The organism is Cryobacterium sp. SO1 (assembly GCF_004210215.2).
Classification (GTDB): Bacteria; Actinomycetota; Actinomycetes; order Actinomycetales; family Microbacteriaceae; genus Cryobacterium.
In genome coordinates this window covers 740,693-753,860 of sequence record NZ_CP067394.1, presented here as the reverse complement: position 1 = coordinate 753,860, position 13,168 = coordinate 740,693, and the positions used below count along the sequence as shown (strand labels likewise).

The 13,168-nt window shown below is 67.9% G+C and carries 15 protein-coding genes; 6 read left to right on the top strand and 9 right to left on the bottom strand.

Annotated elements, in window-relative coordinates:
• Positions 1–33: 33 nt before the first annotated feature.
• Positions 34–1,056 carry an NYN domain-containing protein gene (locus BJQ95_RS03545; protein WP_130177997.1) on the top strand — a complete coding sequence of 341 codons (1,023 nt, stop codon included), beginning with the start codon at positions 34–36 and terminating at the stop codon, positions 1,054–1,056.
• Here BJQ95_RS03545 and BJQ95_RS03540 read toward each other — a convergent pair.
• Positions 1,019–1,423 (bottom strand): hypothetical protein, encoded by a 405-nt coding sequence (locus tag BJQ95_RS03540; protein ID WP_240694772.1) that lies wholly within the window; start codon positions 1,421–1,423, stop codon positions 1,019–1,021. The genes BJQ95_RS03545 and BJQ95_RS03540 overlap by 38 nt on opposite strands.
• A 72-nt stretch (positions 1,424–1,495) precedes the next feature.
• The gene (locus BJQ95_RS03535; protein ID WP_240694773.1) at positions 1,496–1,981 is read right to left on the bottom strand and encodes an SDR family NAD(P)-dependent oxidoreductase; all 486 of its coding nucleotides are present in this window, start codon (positions 1,979–1,981) and stop codon (positions 1,496–1,498) included.
• Positions 1,982–2,068: 87 nt separating this feature from the next.
• Between BJQ95_RS03535 and BJQ95_RS03530 the strand changes: the two genes are divergently transcribed.
• The 3 genes from BJQ95_RS03530 (at position 2,069) to trxA (ending at position 5,396) form a co-directional block, all read left to right on the top strand.
• A complete protein-coding gene (locus BJQ95_RS03530) occupies positions 2,069–2,623 on the top strand; it encodes a TetR/AcrR family transcriptional regulator (protein ID WP_130177998.1) in 555 nt (184 codons plus the stop codon).
• Positions 2,624–2,808: 185 nt separating this feature from the next.
• The gene (locus BJQ95_RS03525) at positions 2,809–4,854 is read left to right on the top strand and encodes a glucose PTS transporter subunit IIA (protein ID WP_130177999.1); all 2,046 of its coding nucleotides are present in this window, start codon (positions 2,809–2,811) and stop codon (positions 4,852–4,854) included.
• 167 nt (positions 4,855–5,021) lie between these two features.
• Positions 5,022–5,396 carry a thioredoxin gene (gene trxA / locus BJQ95_RS03520; protein ID WP_130178000.1) on the top strand — a complete coding sequence of 125 codons (375 nt, stop codon included), beginning with the start codon at positions 5,022–5,024 and terminating at the stop codon, positions 5,394–5,396.
• Positions 5,397–5,489: 93 nt separating this feature from the next.
• Here trxA and BJQ95_RS03515 read toward each other — a convergent pair whose 3' ends face one another.
• The 3 genes from BJQ95_RS03515 to BJQ95_RS03505 form a co-directional block, all read right to left on the bottom strand.
• On the bottom strand, positions 5,490–5,672 hold the full coding sequence (locus BJQ95_RS03515; protein ID WP_130178001.1) for a hypothetical protein: 183 nt from the start codon (positions 5,670–5,672) through the stop codon (positions 5,490–5,492).
• A 144-nt stretch (positions 5,673–5,816) separates the two neighbouring features.
• Positions 5,817–6,488: a hypothetical protein gene (locus tag BJQ95_RS03510; protein ID WP_130178002.1), complete on the bottom strand. Its 672-nt coding sequence runs from the start codon at positions 6,486–6,488 to the stop codon at positions 5,817–5,819.
• Between the two features lie 24 nt (positions 6,489–6,512).
• A complete protein-coding gene (locus BJQ95_RS03505) occupies positions 6,513–7,184 on the bottom strand; it encodes a hypothetical protein (RefSeq protein WP_130178003.1) in 672 nt (223 codons plus the stop codon).
• 53 nt (positions 7,185–7,237) lie between these two features.
• Between BJQ95_RS03505 and BJQ95_RS03500 the strand changes: the two genes are divergently transcribed.
• Positions 7,238–8,122 (top strand): neutral zinc metallopeptidase, encoded by an 885-nt coding sequence (locus tag BJQ95_RS03500; RefSeq protein WP_256041511.1) that lies wholly within the window; start codon positions 7,238–7,240, stop codon positions 8,120–8,122.
• Positions 8,123–8,160: 38 nt separating this feature from the next.
• Here the strand turns inward: BJQ95_RS03500 and BJQ95_RS03495 are convergent, their stop codons facing one another.
• The 3 genes from BJQ95_RS03495 to BJQ95_RS03485 all read right to left on the bottom strand — a co-directional run bounded on the left by BJQ95_RS03495 (position 8,161) and on the right by BJQ95_RS03485 (position 10,765).
• Positions 8,161–8,346, bottom strand: a complete 186-nt coding sequence (locus BJQ95_RS03495) for a DUF1508 domain-containing protein (protein ID WP_130178004.1) — start codon at positions 8,344–8,346, stop codon at positions 8,161–8,163.
• A gap of 57 nt (positions 8,347–8,403) precedes the next feature.
• On the bottom strand, positions 8,404–8,604 hold the full coding sequence (locus BJQ95_RS03490; RefSeq protein WP_130178005.1) for a TetR/AcrR family transcriptional regulator C-terminal ligand-binding domain-containing protein: 201 nt from the start codon (positions 8,602–8,604) through the stop codon (positions 8,404–8,406).
• 163 nt (positions 8,605–8,767) lie between these two features.
• The gene (locus tag BJQ95_RS03485; protein ID WP_130178006.1) at positions 8,768–10,765 is read right to left on the bottom strand and encodes an AarF/ABC1/UbiB kinase family protein; all 1,998 of its coding nucleotides are present in this window, start codon (positions 10,763–10,765) and stop codon (positions 8,768–8,770) included.
• A gap of 264 nt (positions 10,766–11,029) precedes the next feature.
• Here BJQ95_RS03485 and BJQ95_RS03480 point away from each other — a divergent pair, with 264 nt between their 5' ends.
• Complete coding sequence (locus BJQ95_RS03480; protein ID WP_130178007.1) at positions 11,030–12,670, top strand: ATP-binding cassette domain-containing protein; 1,641 nt, start codon at positions 11,030–11,032, stop codon at positions 12,668–12,670.
• Between the two features lie 27 nt (positions 12,671–12,697).
• On the opposite strand, the gene BJQ95_RS03475 is transcribed toward BJQ95_RS03480, so the two are convergent.
• On the bottom strand, positions 12,698–13,075 hold the full coding sequence (locus tag BJQ95_RS03475; protein WP_256041510.1) for a hypothetical protein: 378 nt from the start codon (positions 13,073–13,075) through the stop codon (positions 12,698–12,700).
• Positions 13,076–13,168 lie beyond the last annotated feature (93 nt).

Here is a 13,168-nt window from a genome sequence, read left to right as displayed (position 1 = left end):
TTGAGTTTTCCGCCTGTGGCTAAGGAGATCACCATGACCGAACCGAACGACGCCCGCGTCGGCCTGTACATCGACTTCGACAACATCGTCATTTCGCGCTACCAGCAGCTGCACGGCCGCAACGCCTTCCAGCGCGACGGCATCCGCAACTTCGACAAGACCAACCGGGATGCCGACCCCGAGGTCGCCGCCCGCCTCGCCGCCGCCACGGTGGACTTCAACGCCATCATCGACTTCGCCGCGTCGTTCGGCACCCTCGTAGTCAACCGCGCCTACGCCGACTGGTCCGTGCCCGTGAACGCGAGCTATCAGCGCCAGCTGATGTCCCGCGCGGTGGACCTCACCCAACTGTTCACCACCACGACGCGGGGCACGAAGAACGGTGCCGACATCCGTCTGGCTGTCGACGTGGTGGAAGACCTCTTCAGGCTGCCCGACCTCACCCACGTGATCATCATCGCCGGCGACTCGGACTACATCGCCCTCGCCCAGAAGTCGAAGCGACTGGGCCGTTTCGTCGTCGGCATCGGTGTGGCCGGGTCGACCAGCACGTCGCTCGCTGCCGCGTGCGACGAGTTCGAGGACTACGACTCGCTGCCTGGAATCGTGAAGGTCACCGCGAGCGCCGACGCCGAGACTCCCCGTGCCGGCAAGGCTAAGGGCAGCCGCCGGGCAGCCGAGCCCGTGGAGGTGGAACCCACCCCGGCGGCCGGTACGACCCGCAAGCTCACGACGATCCCGATGTTCTCGCACACTGATGACTCCCCCTACGACGAGCCGGAACCGGCCGAGGACATCGACCCGCAGTCGCTGGCGACGGAGCTCCTGGTTCGCGCACTGCAGATCGGGCACGCCAAGGGCGACGACGACGAATGGCTGAACACGGGCACGGTCAAGAACCAGATGCGCCGGATGGATCCGTCCTTCAACGAAAAGCCGCTCGGGTTCCGCTCCTTCACGGACTTCCTCTCCTCTCGCAGCGACCTGGCCGAGCTGGCCGAGGACGGCTCGCAGCGACTTATCCGGCTGCGGCCCGAGGCGAACTCGCCGCGCTGAGCGGGATCGCGGTGCCGGCGAGCTCCTCGAGTTGCCGCCAGACCCGCGCGGCGAGATCGCTGGGCGGTGTGGCCGTGCGGGCAAATGGCGGCACCATCATGGGAACACCACGGAGACGACCGCTCGGCGCGTAGTACTCGCCGCCGTGTACAGCCGGGTCGGTGAGCGCCCGCACCGAAGCCCATGCCGCGGTGTCCTTGCCCTGAGCCCACGGGGTGTACGGATTGCGCTGGTACGGCGTTGTCGTGTCCCGGATCCCGGGCCTCAGCGGGGTCTTCGCATCGACGCCGACACCCGGTCGGGTGACCACCGAGACGACGGGCAGGCCGGCCGCGCGCAGCCGCCGGTCCAGTTCGAAGGCAAACACCTCGGTGGCCGTCTTCGCCTTCGTGTACGCCCCGATCCCGGTCCAGGGGACGCGGACGAGATCGTCCAGGTCCTAGCGGACGAGGCCGACGAACCCGGTGGAGGCGTGCACCACCCGGCCGACCTCGCCGTGGGCCGTCGCACTTGCCACGAGCGCGGGCAGCACTCCGGCGAGCAGCCGAACGTTGGCGGCGACATGGGTACCCAGCAGGATGGGCAGGCCGTCTGCTGTGCGGCTAGCGCGACTCATGGTCATGGCGCCGCCGTTCAGCAGGATGCCGTCCAGTCGGGGTAGTGCAGCCAGTTCGGCCGCGGCCCCGTCGACGGAGGCGAGCGAGCCCAGCTCGATCACGACGGAGTCCACCGATGCATCCGGGACCTGGCCGAGGATCGCATCCCTGGCGACCCGAAGTTTCGAGGCGGAACGTGAGGCGAGCACAACGTTCGCACCGGCCGCGGCCAGCTGCTCCGCGGCGAAGTAGCCGATACCGGCGGTCGCGCCGGTGACCACGATGGTGCGGCCGGTTTGGGTGGGCAGATGGGTTGGGTTCCAGTTCATTCGGTCCTCGTCTCTAAACGGATTCGCTATCCGATTGGACGCTAGCACATAGACGGATGACTCATCCGTTTCGGTTACACTCGATGCATGACCGCTCTTCGCTCCGATGCCGCCCGCAGCCGCGCACGCATCCTGGAGGTCGCCAGACGACACGATGCCAACACCCTTCGGCTGAACGACGTCGCCCGGGAGGCCGGCGTGGGCGTCGGAACGGTCTACCGGCACTTCCGCAATGTGAGCGCCCTCGCAGAGGCCTTGTCTGCCGACACCATCGACCGGATGCTCGAGATCTCGCGCCGCGCTGCAGCCGAACCGAATCCCGGCGAGGCCTTCTCGCTTTTCGTCCGCTCGGCGCTCACCCTGCAATTGGAGGACGACGGTCTGCAAACAGTGCTGCTCTCCGTTGAGGACGAAACCGAGGCGGTGCGCTCGGCGAAACAGGAGATCTTCGGCACCTTCTCCACGCTGCTGGATCGGGCCAAAACTGTCGGAGCGGTTCGGGGAGATCTCACACTTGACCAGCTGTCGCACCTGGTTTGCGGTATCGAGCACGCGGTGCGCCTTGGCACCCCGGCCGATCGCGCCCCGCTTCTTGATATCGTTCTGACCGGCCTCCGCCCGGCCACTGAGTACTCCGTCTGAGAACACCCAGGCGGGCCCGAACCCCCACTACACGGGACCTATGGCCCTGCGAACTCGATCCCGACCGTGTAAATTCAACTGGTGTGTGAAATTTAACAGGATATTCTCAGTCGGCTAACCCGGTTCGACTGAGCTGTACCAAGCGGGAACCACGCGTTTGGCATCCACACTATAAGGAGATTCTGGTGGCGTTCTCACCCGCTAAAGACATTATTGAGAGCATCGGAGGAGCCGCGAACGTCGTCGCGCTCACTCACTGTGCAACCCGGCTGCGCTTCACCCTGAAGGACGCATCGGGAATCGATCTGGCGACTGTGGAGGGTATCCCCGCAGTCCTGGGAGCCGTTCCCCAGTCCGGAGATCGATTCCAGGTCGTCATCGGCGGCGCGGTCGAGACCGTGTACAACGAGATCCTGGCGCTGCCCGAGATGAAGAAGATCGGCACCGGCGAAAGCGCCGACGACATCAAGGCCGCCGAGCGCGCCAAGGGCCCCCGCGGCAAGTTCGCCGGGCTCGACACCTTCTTCGAGGTCCTCTCCGACTCCTTCCGGCCGATCCTGGGCGCACTGCTGGGCGCGTCGCTGTTCATCACGTTCATGGCACTGATGGCCACGCTCGGCGTCATCCCCGCGTGGAACGCTCCGGGCGTAACCCTCGAACCGGGCTGGGCCTTCATCAACCTGATGTGGCAGGGCGTCTTTGTCTTCCTGCCGCTCATGGTGGCCTACAACGCCTCCAAGCGCCTCGGCGCCGACCCGTGGGTCGGCTTCGGCATCATGGCCGTCGTCATGCTCCCAGGCTTCTCCGCCCTGGCCGCCACCGATGGTGCCCAGACCGTCTTCGACGGCAAGGCTGCCATCGTGTCGGTCTTCGGCCTGCCGCTGACGGTCACCGACTACAGCTCGCAGGTCTTCCCGCCGCTCTTGATGGCGGTCGTTCTCGGCCTGCTCACCAAGGGCCTGAAGAAGATCATCCCCTCCAGCGTCCAGCTGATCTTCGTGCCGTTCCTCAGCATGCTCGTGATGATCCCCGTCACGGCCTTCCTCATCGGCCCGATCGGTGTCTTCGGCGGAGCGGCCATCGGCGAGTTCCTCAAGTCCATCAACGACTTCTCCCCTCTGATCTTCGCGATCGTCATCCCGCTGGCCTACCCGTTCATGGTTCCGCTGGGCCTGCACTGGCCGTTGAACGCGGTCATGCTGCTGAACATCCAGTCCCTCGGCTATGACTTCATCCAGGGCCCGATGGGCGCCTGGAACTTCGCCTGCTTCGGTGCCACCGCCGGTGTACTCTTCCTCGCCATCCGCGCCAAGAACAGCCAGATGAAGCAGACCGCGACGGGTGCTCTTGCAGCCGGGCTCCTCGGTGGCATCTCCGAACCGTCCCTGTACGGCATCCACCTGCGGTTCAAGCGCATCTACCCGCGTATGCTCGTCGGTTGCCTCGTCGGCGGTGTCATCATCGGCCTCGGCGGTGGCGTCACGACCAACGCGTTCGTGTTCACGTCGCTCCTGACCATCCCGGCGTTCAACAACATCCCGCTGTACGCACTCGCCGTTGCCGCGTCGTTCTTCACCGCGATGATCCTCGTGATCCTCTCCGGCTACCTCTCGCCCGAGCAGAAGGCCGAAGCGGCCGCTCAGCTCGCAGCCGACACCGCCATGGAAGAAGCCAAGCACGCTCCTGTCGCTCCCGTCGCGACTCCGGTTGCCGTCGCATCCAGCACCGCTACGGCACCTGCCGCCGGAGGCACGGCGACCATGGTCGCCACCGTCCTGGCCACGATCGGTTCGCCGGTCGCCGGCATCGTCGTGCCGCTGGCCGACGTTCCCGACCCGGTGTTCAGCAAGGGCATCGTCGGACTCGGCGTTGGTGTCGACCCGACCGGAGACACCGTCTTCGCGCCGGCCGCGGGCAAGGTCCTGGTCGCTCAGCCGACCGGCCACGCCTTCGGCCTGATGCTGGACGGCGGCATCGAAATGCTCATTCACGTGGGCATCGACACCGTCAACCTCGCCGGCAAGGGCTTCGACGTCAAGGTCAAGGCCGGCGACAGGGTTGAGGCGGGTACCCCGCTGGTGACCTTCGATCGTGCCGTGATCGAGGAAGCCGGCTACTCGCTGGTGACCCCGGTGCTGGTGACCAACCCGAAGAAGTTCGGCTCGATCGACCAGGCCGCAACCGGCCAGGTCGCCGTCGGAGACGCTCTGATCACGGTGACTGCCAAGTAACACCTCGCACGCAACACCCCGCATGCCACTCCAGGTGGGCAGAGATTCTTCTGCCCACCTTTTGTGTTGCCTGCTGCCAGCCATGTTGCACCTCGCCATGGAATACGAGGGAGGCGGCAACCGTTGTTACGAGTTAGTCCTCGACAAACTTCAGCAAGGAGACCCCTATGAGCACCATTGACGTGACCGAGGCCACCTTCGGTGAAACCCTGTCAGCCAACGACATCGTTCTGGTGGACTTCTGGGCCGACTGGTGCGGCCCGTGCAAGCAGTTCGCGCCCACCTATGCGGCCTCCTCCGAGCAGCACCAGGACGTGGTGTTCGCCAAGGTCGACACCGAAGCCGAGCAGCAGCTCTCCGCAGCGGCCGGCATCCAGTCCATCCCCACCCTGATGGCCTTCCGTGAGGGCGTCCTCGTGTTCTCCCAGCCCGGGGCCCTGCCGCCCGCGGCCCTCGAGCAGGTTGTCACCGGGGTCAAGGCGCTGGACATGGCCGAAGTGCACCGGCAGGTGGCGGAGCAGAAGGCCGCCAAGCAGGCCTAACCGGGCGATGTCGCACAGGCGCGGCCCCGGCGAACACCTGTCGAAGTCGATGGCCACCACGATGGCACCGCGCGCGAACCGTCGTCACGGCGCTCATTTCGCCTCGTCGGTCCAGAGCCCGGGCACCACGATCGCGAGCTTGCACCGCGGGCAGCGGTGGCAGGATTCCAGGCCCTCGGCGGTGTCCACACCGTCCTCGGTCATTTCGGTGCCGCAGGCCGGGCAGAGCGGGCCGGGCTCGTCGAGGTCGATGTCGGTTAAGGCGTCCACGTCCATCGGTCCAGTGTGCCGTGCTGCGTCGCGGTGTGACAATCGAACGTTGATAAGGACATCGGTCGAAAATAAGGACCCAATGTCCGATCCCGTCCTTATAAACTCACTTCTTCCTTACTTCGAGGCGCCCAATGACGCGAGCCTGGACTAGTCCGCCAGCACCGCGACCAGCACCAGCGCCCGCAGCGTCGGCTGCTCCGCCCAGGTTCCGGCGAGCACCTCGTGGGTGGCCGCGTCGGCAGCCAGGTTCGCCAGCACGTCCGCGTCGCCGAGCACCCGGGCCACGACGATCCGCAGCGATCCCGCGGTCACGGTCGTCGCGCCGGGTTCCTGGTGGATGCTGATCTCGGCGACAGCGGGCGGCGTCACGCCGGTGCTGCCCAGTGTGCCGCTGCCGGCGACGACGGCGGTGGGCTCGCGCACGACCAGCTGTCCGTCGATCTCGACGTTCAGCTCGGCCTGTCGGCCGCCGGTGAGGGCGGCGTTCGCGACAGCGGCGAGGTAGGCCGGGTCACCGGTGGCGTCGTAGACCCACCGTTCCCCCAGCACCGAGTGCTGCATGGTGGTGATGAGTGATGTCTCCGCGCCGGCCAGCGGGGCATCCCGGTAGGTCACCGGCACCTGCAGCACCGGGCCGTCGCCGGCCGTGATGAGGAGGGTCTCGATGCCGACCTGTCCCTCCGGGTCGTCAAACCTGTAGGCGGCGAGGTTCGTCACGTTCACGCCGGCCTCGCCGACGAACCAGGGCTGAGTGGGCGCCCAGCTCGTGAGTAGATCGATCTTCGTCGGAGTGATGTCAGCTTTATGAAGGAGGGCCATGACTCCGATCCTACGGCGACCGGATCAGCCGGCGTCCTGCAGGGCAGAGCGCAGGGCGGACTGCACCGCGAGGACACCCTGACCGAACTGCTCGTCGAAGAACCGTTGGATCGACCCGTCGTCGTAGATGACCGAGACCCAGAGGTAACCGTTCTGAGTCCAGTTGGAGAGGATCGGCATCTCGGACCAGTCCGAGGCTGTGGCCGGGCTGTAGTCGGCGGCGTTCAGCTCATCCTGCAGGCGCAGAAGGGTGCTCTCCTCGCTCGGGCCGGGGGTGGCCTCATCGAGCCGGGGGTCCACCTGGGCGAGCGGGTCGTAGAGCGACAGCGGGATGGGCGGTTGGGTCACGGTGAACGCGGCGGCGTCCCAGGTCCCCGTGATGGCGTAGCTGCCCCAGGTGACGCCGGATGCCGTCTCGGATTGGTCTGCAACAGCCCAGTCCCAGCCGAGGATGGGCGGTCCGCCGCACTGGGGTGGGTAGGAGTCCGCGACTCCGCCCAGGCACAGCTGGGGCTCCTCGCCGTCTTTCTGCAACACCGTGGCCTGCGCGAGGACCTCTCCGGCGGCGGCGGGGCGGGGAAACTTCCCCGGGGTGGCCGCGGAGCCGGCTCCTGGCGTGTCGCTGCCGGCGCATCCGCCCAGGGTGAGCAGGGTGGCGGTGACGCCGGCGAGCAGGAGGAGCCCGGAGATTCTCATGACCGAAGTGTGACAGGCGGGCGCGGCCGGCGGCAATCATTTATTGTCGAGGAATGACTTTCAACGACGACGCCACGTACTCCGGAAAAGGGGTGCGCAAATCCGGCCGCCGCACCGGCCTCGCTGTCGGTGGCGGAGGCCTGGGCCTCGTGGCCATCGTGCTGCTCTCCCAGCTGCTCGGCGTCGACCTGTCCGGCCTGCTCGGGGGCGGCACGGCCGGCGGCAGCAGCGAGGGCGAAACCACCGCGCTCACCGGCTGTTACACCGGGGCGGACGCCAACGACGACGTGGAGTGCCGGGTGGGCCTCACCCGCGACTCGCTGGAAGACTACTGGTCCGAGCAGGCGCCGGCCTTGGGCGTCGGCTACGTCTCCCCCAACATCCAGCTGTTCAGCGAAGGGGTCGACACCGCTTGCGGCGCGGCCACCAGCGCCGTGGGGCCGTTCTACTGCCCCGCCGACCAGCTGATCTACCTGGACACCGCGTTCTACGACACGCTGCGCACCGAGTTCGACGCATCGGCGGGGCCGCTTTCGCAGCTTTACGTAGTGGGCCACGAGTGGGGCCACCACATCCAGAACCTGGCCGGCACCTTCGCCACCGCCGATACCTCGCAGGCCGGCCCCGCCTCCGACGCCGTGCGCGTCGAGGTGCAGGCCGACTGCTTCGCCGGGGCGTGGCTCGGCTCCGCGGCGGAGACCACGGATGCCGACGGCGTGCGCCTGCTCGAACCGATCACCGAGGCTCAGATCGCGGATGCGCTCAACGCGGCGTCCGCCATCGGCGACGACCGCATCCAGGAGAAGACCCAGGGCCAGGTGAACCCGGAGACCTGGACCCACGGCTCGGGCGAGATGCGCCAGAGGTGGTTCCAGACGGGGTACACGAACGGGGCCGAGGCCTGCGACACCTTCTCAGTGGCTGACGCCGAACTCTAAGCCGAGCTGGGCCCTAAGCCGAGCTGGGCGGCACGCCGCTACTTGGGTTCGGTCAGGTCGATGACCCGGCCCTTGGCATCCGCCTTGACGATCTCGATGCCCTTGAGGGCGTCCGCCTTGGTCTGGTAGCTCTCCGAGGTCATCAGCACCTGGCCGTTGTGGGCTTTGAGCTTGAAGACATAGCCACCGGATCGGTCTGCAGTCAATTCATACTTGCCGGACATGACACACTCTCTTCGTCGAGATAGAACTCTGCCGGCTAAAGGGCCGGTGGCGCAACCTTACCGCGCGGCGGGGTTGTCCCCGGCGCGCAGGCTGAGCGCGGGCAGCAGGCACAGGGTGTCGATGTCGCAGCCGGGGGCGACCTCGCCGCGATCGATGGCCGGCTGAATGATGAACCGGTTGGCCGCGGCCCGCGGCTTGATGAGGGCATCGTTGGCCGCGTCGGCGAGATCGGGCGTCGCGAAATTTTCCGTCGCCACGGCAGACTCCCGGATGATTCCGGGCATCCGCCGGGACCGGACGGCAAAATTGCAGGAGTTATGCGCTCCGAGCGCACGAAAGCGATGCCGACGCGGCCGCACCCCGCCCAGCGGTTGGGTCACGACAAGCCGCTCGCCCAGCAGTAGCCAAGCCAGGCGATGCTCACACATGCGGGCCGCGCAGGAACAACTGGCGCAAGGCCCTGACGAGCAGGATGAAGCCGACCAGCCCGATCGAGGCGCCGAGGAACGCGAACAGCCGCACCCCCGTGACAAGGTCGGGCCCGGTGTCGGAGACCACGAGCACGATCCCCAGGCTGACGGCGGCGATGCCGATCAGGACTCCCACGGCTTCGGTGACCACCGAACCGATCCACCACCTGTCGTCCGCCTCGGCGAAGGCGCGGATCCGCACGCTGAAGGTGCCCTTGGCCAGGGACGAGCTGATGGTTTCCAGCCGGCGCGGAAGCCGGCGCGCCGTGGCCTGCAGCACGGCCGCCTGCGACTGCAGCGAACCGAGCAGGGACCGGGGCGTGACCAAGCGCCGCAGGAAATGCGGCACCCTGGCCAGCGCCGTCTCCACCATGTCGAAGTCGGGGTCGAGGATGTCCAGACAGCGCTCCAGGGTGATCAGGGAACGCAACGCCAGACCCAGCGAGGTCGGCACGGCCAGGTGGTGGTCGCGGATCGTGTCGAGCATCGCGGCGAAGATGGAGCCCTCCGCGCTGTGCCGGGTCAACGTGAGCATCCGGCCCAGGTCGCGTTGCAGCGACAGGATGTCGGCATCCGCCGGCGCTTCCACCACCAGGAGCAAGGCGTCCGTCGTGGCGATGTCGTCGTCGTTCGCCGCCGCCAGCAGCAGCGTCACCAGGCCCTCGCGCATGCTGCGCTCCAGCACACCGACATTGCCGAAGTCGATCATCCCCAGCATGCCGTCCGCCCGGAGCATCAGGTTGCCGGGGTGCAGGTCGGCGTGGAAGATCCCCGTCACGATCACCTGCTCGAGCACCGCGTCCAGGAGCGCCGAAGCGAGCGCGCCACGGTCCTCAGGGTCCATCCGGGCCAGCCGCTCCCCCGCGGCATTCAACGGAACACCGTCGATGAGATCCATGGTGAGCAGCCGGCGAGAGCTGGCCTCCGGGTACACCCGGGGCACGACGAGTACATCCTGGGCCGCCGATGACGCGACCACACTGCCGATCTGCCGGGTGCTGCTGAATTCGATGCGATAGTCGAGCTCATCGCGGAGCGACCGTCCGAAGCCCTCGGCCAGGGTGACCGCCCCGAAGTCCCGCCCCCAGCTGGTCTGGTTCTCGATGCGCTGAGCGAGCCTGACGATGATGTCGATGTCGGCGGCGACCTGGGCCGCTGCCGCCGGCCGCTGCACCTTGAGCACCACCCGGGTACCGTCGAGCAGGGTTCCGGCGTGCACCTGGGCGACGGATGCCGCCGCGAGCGGCTGTTCGTCCACCTGCGCGAACACGCTCTCCAGCGGGCCGCGGATCTCGGCCTCGATGACTCTGCGGATCGCGGGCCACGGCAGCGTCGCCGCGCCGGACTGCAGCGAGGCCAGTGCCTGGGTGTAGCTGGCCGGCAACAGGTCGCGCCGGGTGGAGAGCAGCTGGCCGAGCTTGACGAAGGTGACGCCGGCCTCGTTGATCGCCGAGACCAGGGCATCCTGCGTGCGCCCGCCCTTCTTGGCCGCGCGGGGCGCGCCGCCGGGGCGTTCACTGAGGATCCAGCCGATGCCGTGTTTGGAGAGCAGGGTGAGGATCTGCAGGTACCGTTTGGTGCGCCGGCGCCGGTGCAGGGCCGCCCGGAACGCGTCGATCGGGTTGGCGGCGGTGGTGGGCCAGAGCGCCTCGGTGGCCACCAGGATCGCCATACCGAACGCGAATACCCAGCCGAACGCGAGCGCGATGAAGAGCAGCACGACCAGGATCGGCACCCTGGGGGTGCCGTCGTCGGTGATGACACGGGCCTGGGACGAGACGAAATAGGCGAACGGCCAGCACCCGACGAAGACCAGCAGCCCCACCAGGAAGGTGCGCAACCACCCCACGGTGGTGCCGAGTAGCGAGCGGGTGGCAAAACCGATGGCAACGGAAAAGACGAGGGCGATCGGGATGATGACTACCCACGCCCAGAACGATTCCAACAACCCGTGCCCCGCAATCTCTCGCTGTTGGCGCTCAGGCTACCGCGCTGTGCCGGGAGAGTCGTGGGCCGGCGAGAATCGGCCCATCCGCTTGCACATCGTCGACCGCGGGTGCCAGACTGAACGGGCTCCACCCCGTGCCCTCCCCCAGAGTCAGGTTCGACCCGTGAAGATCATCGTCGGTTTCGCGCTCACGCGCTGACACCCGTTGATCTGCCGCGCCCGCGGCTTGCGGAGTCAGTGCCCACACTGACGACGGGGAGCACCATGGCTACGGCCCACAATTCACCTATCCTTCTGACGGATGTCGGCCTTGACTGGCCCGACGGATCCATCGCCCTGACCGGCATCACCGCCGCCTTCGGCCGCGGCCGCACTGGACTGGTCGGCGCCAACGGCTCGGGCAAGTCCACCCTGCTGCGGCTGATCACCGGCGACCTGCAGCCCTCCACGGGCAGCGTCCGGCGCTCTGGGGACGTCGGCCACCTGCCGCAAACCCTCACCCTGGGCGTCGCGGTGACCGCGGCCGACCTGCTCGGGGTGCGCCCGAAACTCGATGCCTTGCGTGCCATCGAGGCGGGCGATGTGGCCGAACGGCATTTCGACGTGCTCGGCGACGACTGGGACATCACCACCACAGCCGGTGAGGCGCTGCGCTCGGCAGGTCTCGGGGAGGCCGACCTGGAGAGACCGGTCGGGGAGATGTCCGGCGGGGAGGCGATCCTGGTCGCCATCGCGGGACTGCGCCTGGGGGCCGCACCGATCACGGTGCTCGACGAGCCCACCAACAACCTCGACGGCGCTGCCCGGCAGCGGCTGGCCACCCTGGTGCGCTCGTGGCCGGGCACTCTGATCGTGGTGAGCCACGACATCGCCCTGCTCGAGCTGATGGACGACACCGCCGAGTTGCACGGCGGCGCCCTCACGGTATTCGGCGGCCCGTACAGTCTGTTCCTCGACCACCTCGACAGGCAGCAGGCCGCCGCGCAGCAGGCGCAGCGTTCGGCCGACCAGGTGGTCAAGAAAGAGAAGCAGCAACGCGTCGAGGCCGAGACCAAGCTTGCCCACCGCAGTCGGTTCGCGCGCACCGAGTTCGAGAACAAACGGGTTCCCAAGATTGTGATGGGGCTGCGCAAGTCCGCCGCGCAGGTGTCAGCGGGCAAACTGCGAACCGAGTCCGACGGCAAGGTACAGGATGCCCGGGCAGTTGCCGCCGAAGCCGCGGCCGTGGTGCGCTCCGACGACGCCATCCACGTTGACCTGCCCGACCCGCAGGTACCCAACAGCAGACGCCTGGCCGAACTGCACGGCATCGACCGCGTTTTTCTGCTGCACGGCCCGGCCCGGGTGGCGCTGACCGGCCCGAACGGCGTGGGCAAGACCAGCCTGCTCGAGTCCCTGGTGCACCCGGGGACCGCCAGGGCCGGGCTGGCCACGGCGATCGCGCACACACGCCGCATCGGCTACCTCAGCCAGCGCCTGGACGGGCTCGACGACACCGCCAGCGCACTGGAGAACCTCGCCGCGGCCGCCCCGGCGGTGCCGGCCGGGGAGCTGCGCAATCGGTTGGCCCGGTTCCTGTTGCGGGGGGATGCCGTGGCCAGGCCGGTGCGGAGCCTCTCTGGTGGGGAACGGTTCCGGGTGTCGCTGGCGCGGCTGCTGCTGGCCGACCCGCCCGCGCAGCTGATTGTGCTGGACGAACCGACGAACAACCTCGACCGCCAGAGTGTCGACCAGGTGGTCGGCGCCCTCGGCGGCTACCGGGGCGGCTTGCTGGTGGTCAGCCACGACGAGGCCTTCCTGGCCAGGCTCGGTATCACCGACTGGCTCAGCCTGGATGCGAGGGGGCGGCTGGCCGAGAGGGCGGCTGGCCGAGGGGGCCCGGGAGGTGTAGGCGGGGCGGTGTAGGCGGGGCGGTGTAGGCAGGTCGCCGGCTTACGCGGCGGTCCGGGCGAGCACTGCGAACGCCGAGGTGGCACGCGGGTTGTCGGCCGGGCACTCGCTGCGGAACCGGCGGGTAGCCACACCGGCCTCGTAGGAGGCGAACTCGATGTCGAAACCGGACCCCAGCTGCACGGCCAGCCGCATCGCCAGCCGGACACCGGTGGCCGTGAACTCGCTGGCCAGCTCGGCGCTGTGCCAACCGAAGTCATCGGTGAGCGCGTCGTAGTAGCCGATCTCCCAGCGGATCAGGTCGTCGACCAGGGCAGGGTCAAGGTGGGTGGCAGCGTACGCGACAGGATGGGGGCACCAGAGCACGGTGCCGGCGTAGTCGGGCAGCAGTCGCACAACCATCGCTGACGCAGCGTGCATGATCGCGCTCCCCCCGGCTACTACACTCTCGACTTCCCCGTCCCTACAATTTCAGGTGCAAGCCGCAGACGCAATTCCGGGAATCCGCACAGC

Bases quoted from the DNA above. Each gene is read 5' to 3' on its own strand.
- BJQ95_RS03515 (WP_130178001.1), bottom strand. From the start codon at position 5,672: ATGGACGTGGACGCCTTAACCGACATCGACCTCGACGAGCCCGGCCCG.
- BJQ95_RS03545 (WP_130177997.1), top strand. From the start codon at position 34: ATGACCGAACCGAACGACGCCCGCGTCGGCCTGTACATCGACTTCGAC.
- BJQ95_RS03505 (WP_130178003.1), bottom strand. From the start codon at position 7,184: ATGAGAATCTCCGGGCTCCTCCTGCTCGCCGGCGTCACCGCCACCCTG.
- BJQ95_RS03480 (WP_130178007.1), top strand. From the start codon at position 11,030: ATGGCTACGGCCCACAATTCACCTATCCTTCTGACGGATGTCGGCCTT.
- BJQ95_RS03530 (WP_130177998.1), top strand. From the start codon at position 2,069: ATGACCGCTCTTCGCTCCGATGCCGCCCGCAGCCGCGCACGCATCCTG.
- BJQ95_RS03475 (WP_256041510.1), bottom strand. From the start codon at position 13,075: ATGCACGCTGCGTCAGCGATGGTTGTGCGACTGCTGCCCGACTACGCC.
- BJQ95_RS03510 (WP_130178002.1), bottom strand. From the start codon at position 6,488: ATGGCCCTCCTTCATAAAGCTGACATCACTCCGACGAAGATCGATCTA.
- BJQ95_RS03535 (WP_240694773.1), bottom strand. From the start codon at position 1,981: ATGAACTGGAACCCAACCCATCTGCCCACCCAAACCGGCCGCACCATC.
- trxA (WP_130178000.1), top strand. From the start codon at position 5,022: ATGAGCACCATTGACGTGACCGAGGCCACCTTCGGTGAAACCCTGTCA.
- BJQ95_RS03495 (WP_130178004.1), bottom strand. From the start codon at position 8,346: ATGTCCGGCAAGTATGAATTGACTGCAGACCGATCCGGTGGCTATGTC.
- BJQ95_RS03500 (WP_256041511.1), top strand. From the start codon at position 7,238: ATGACTTTCAACGACGACGCCACGTACTCCGGAAAAGGGGTGCGCAAA.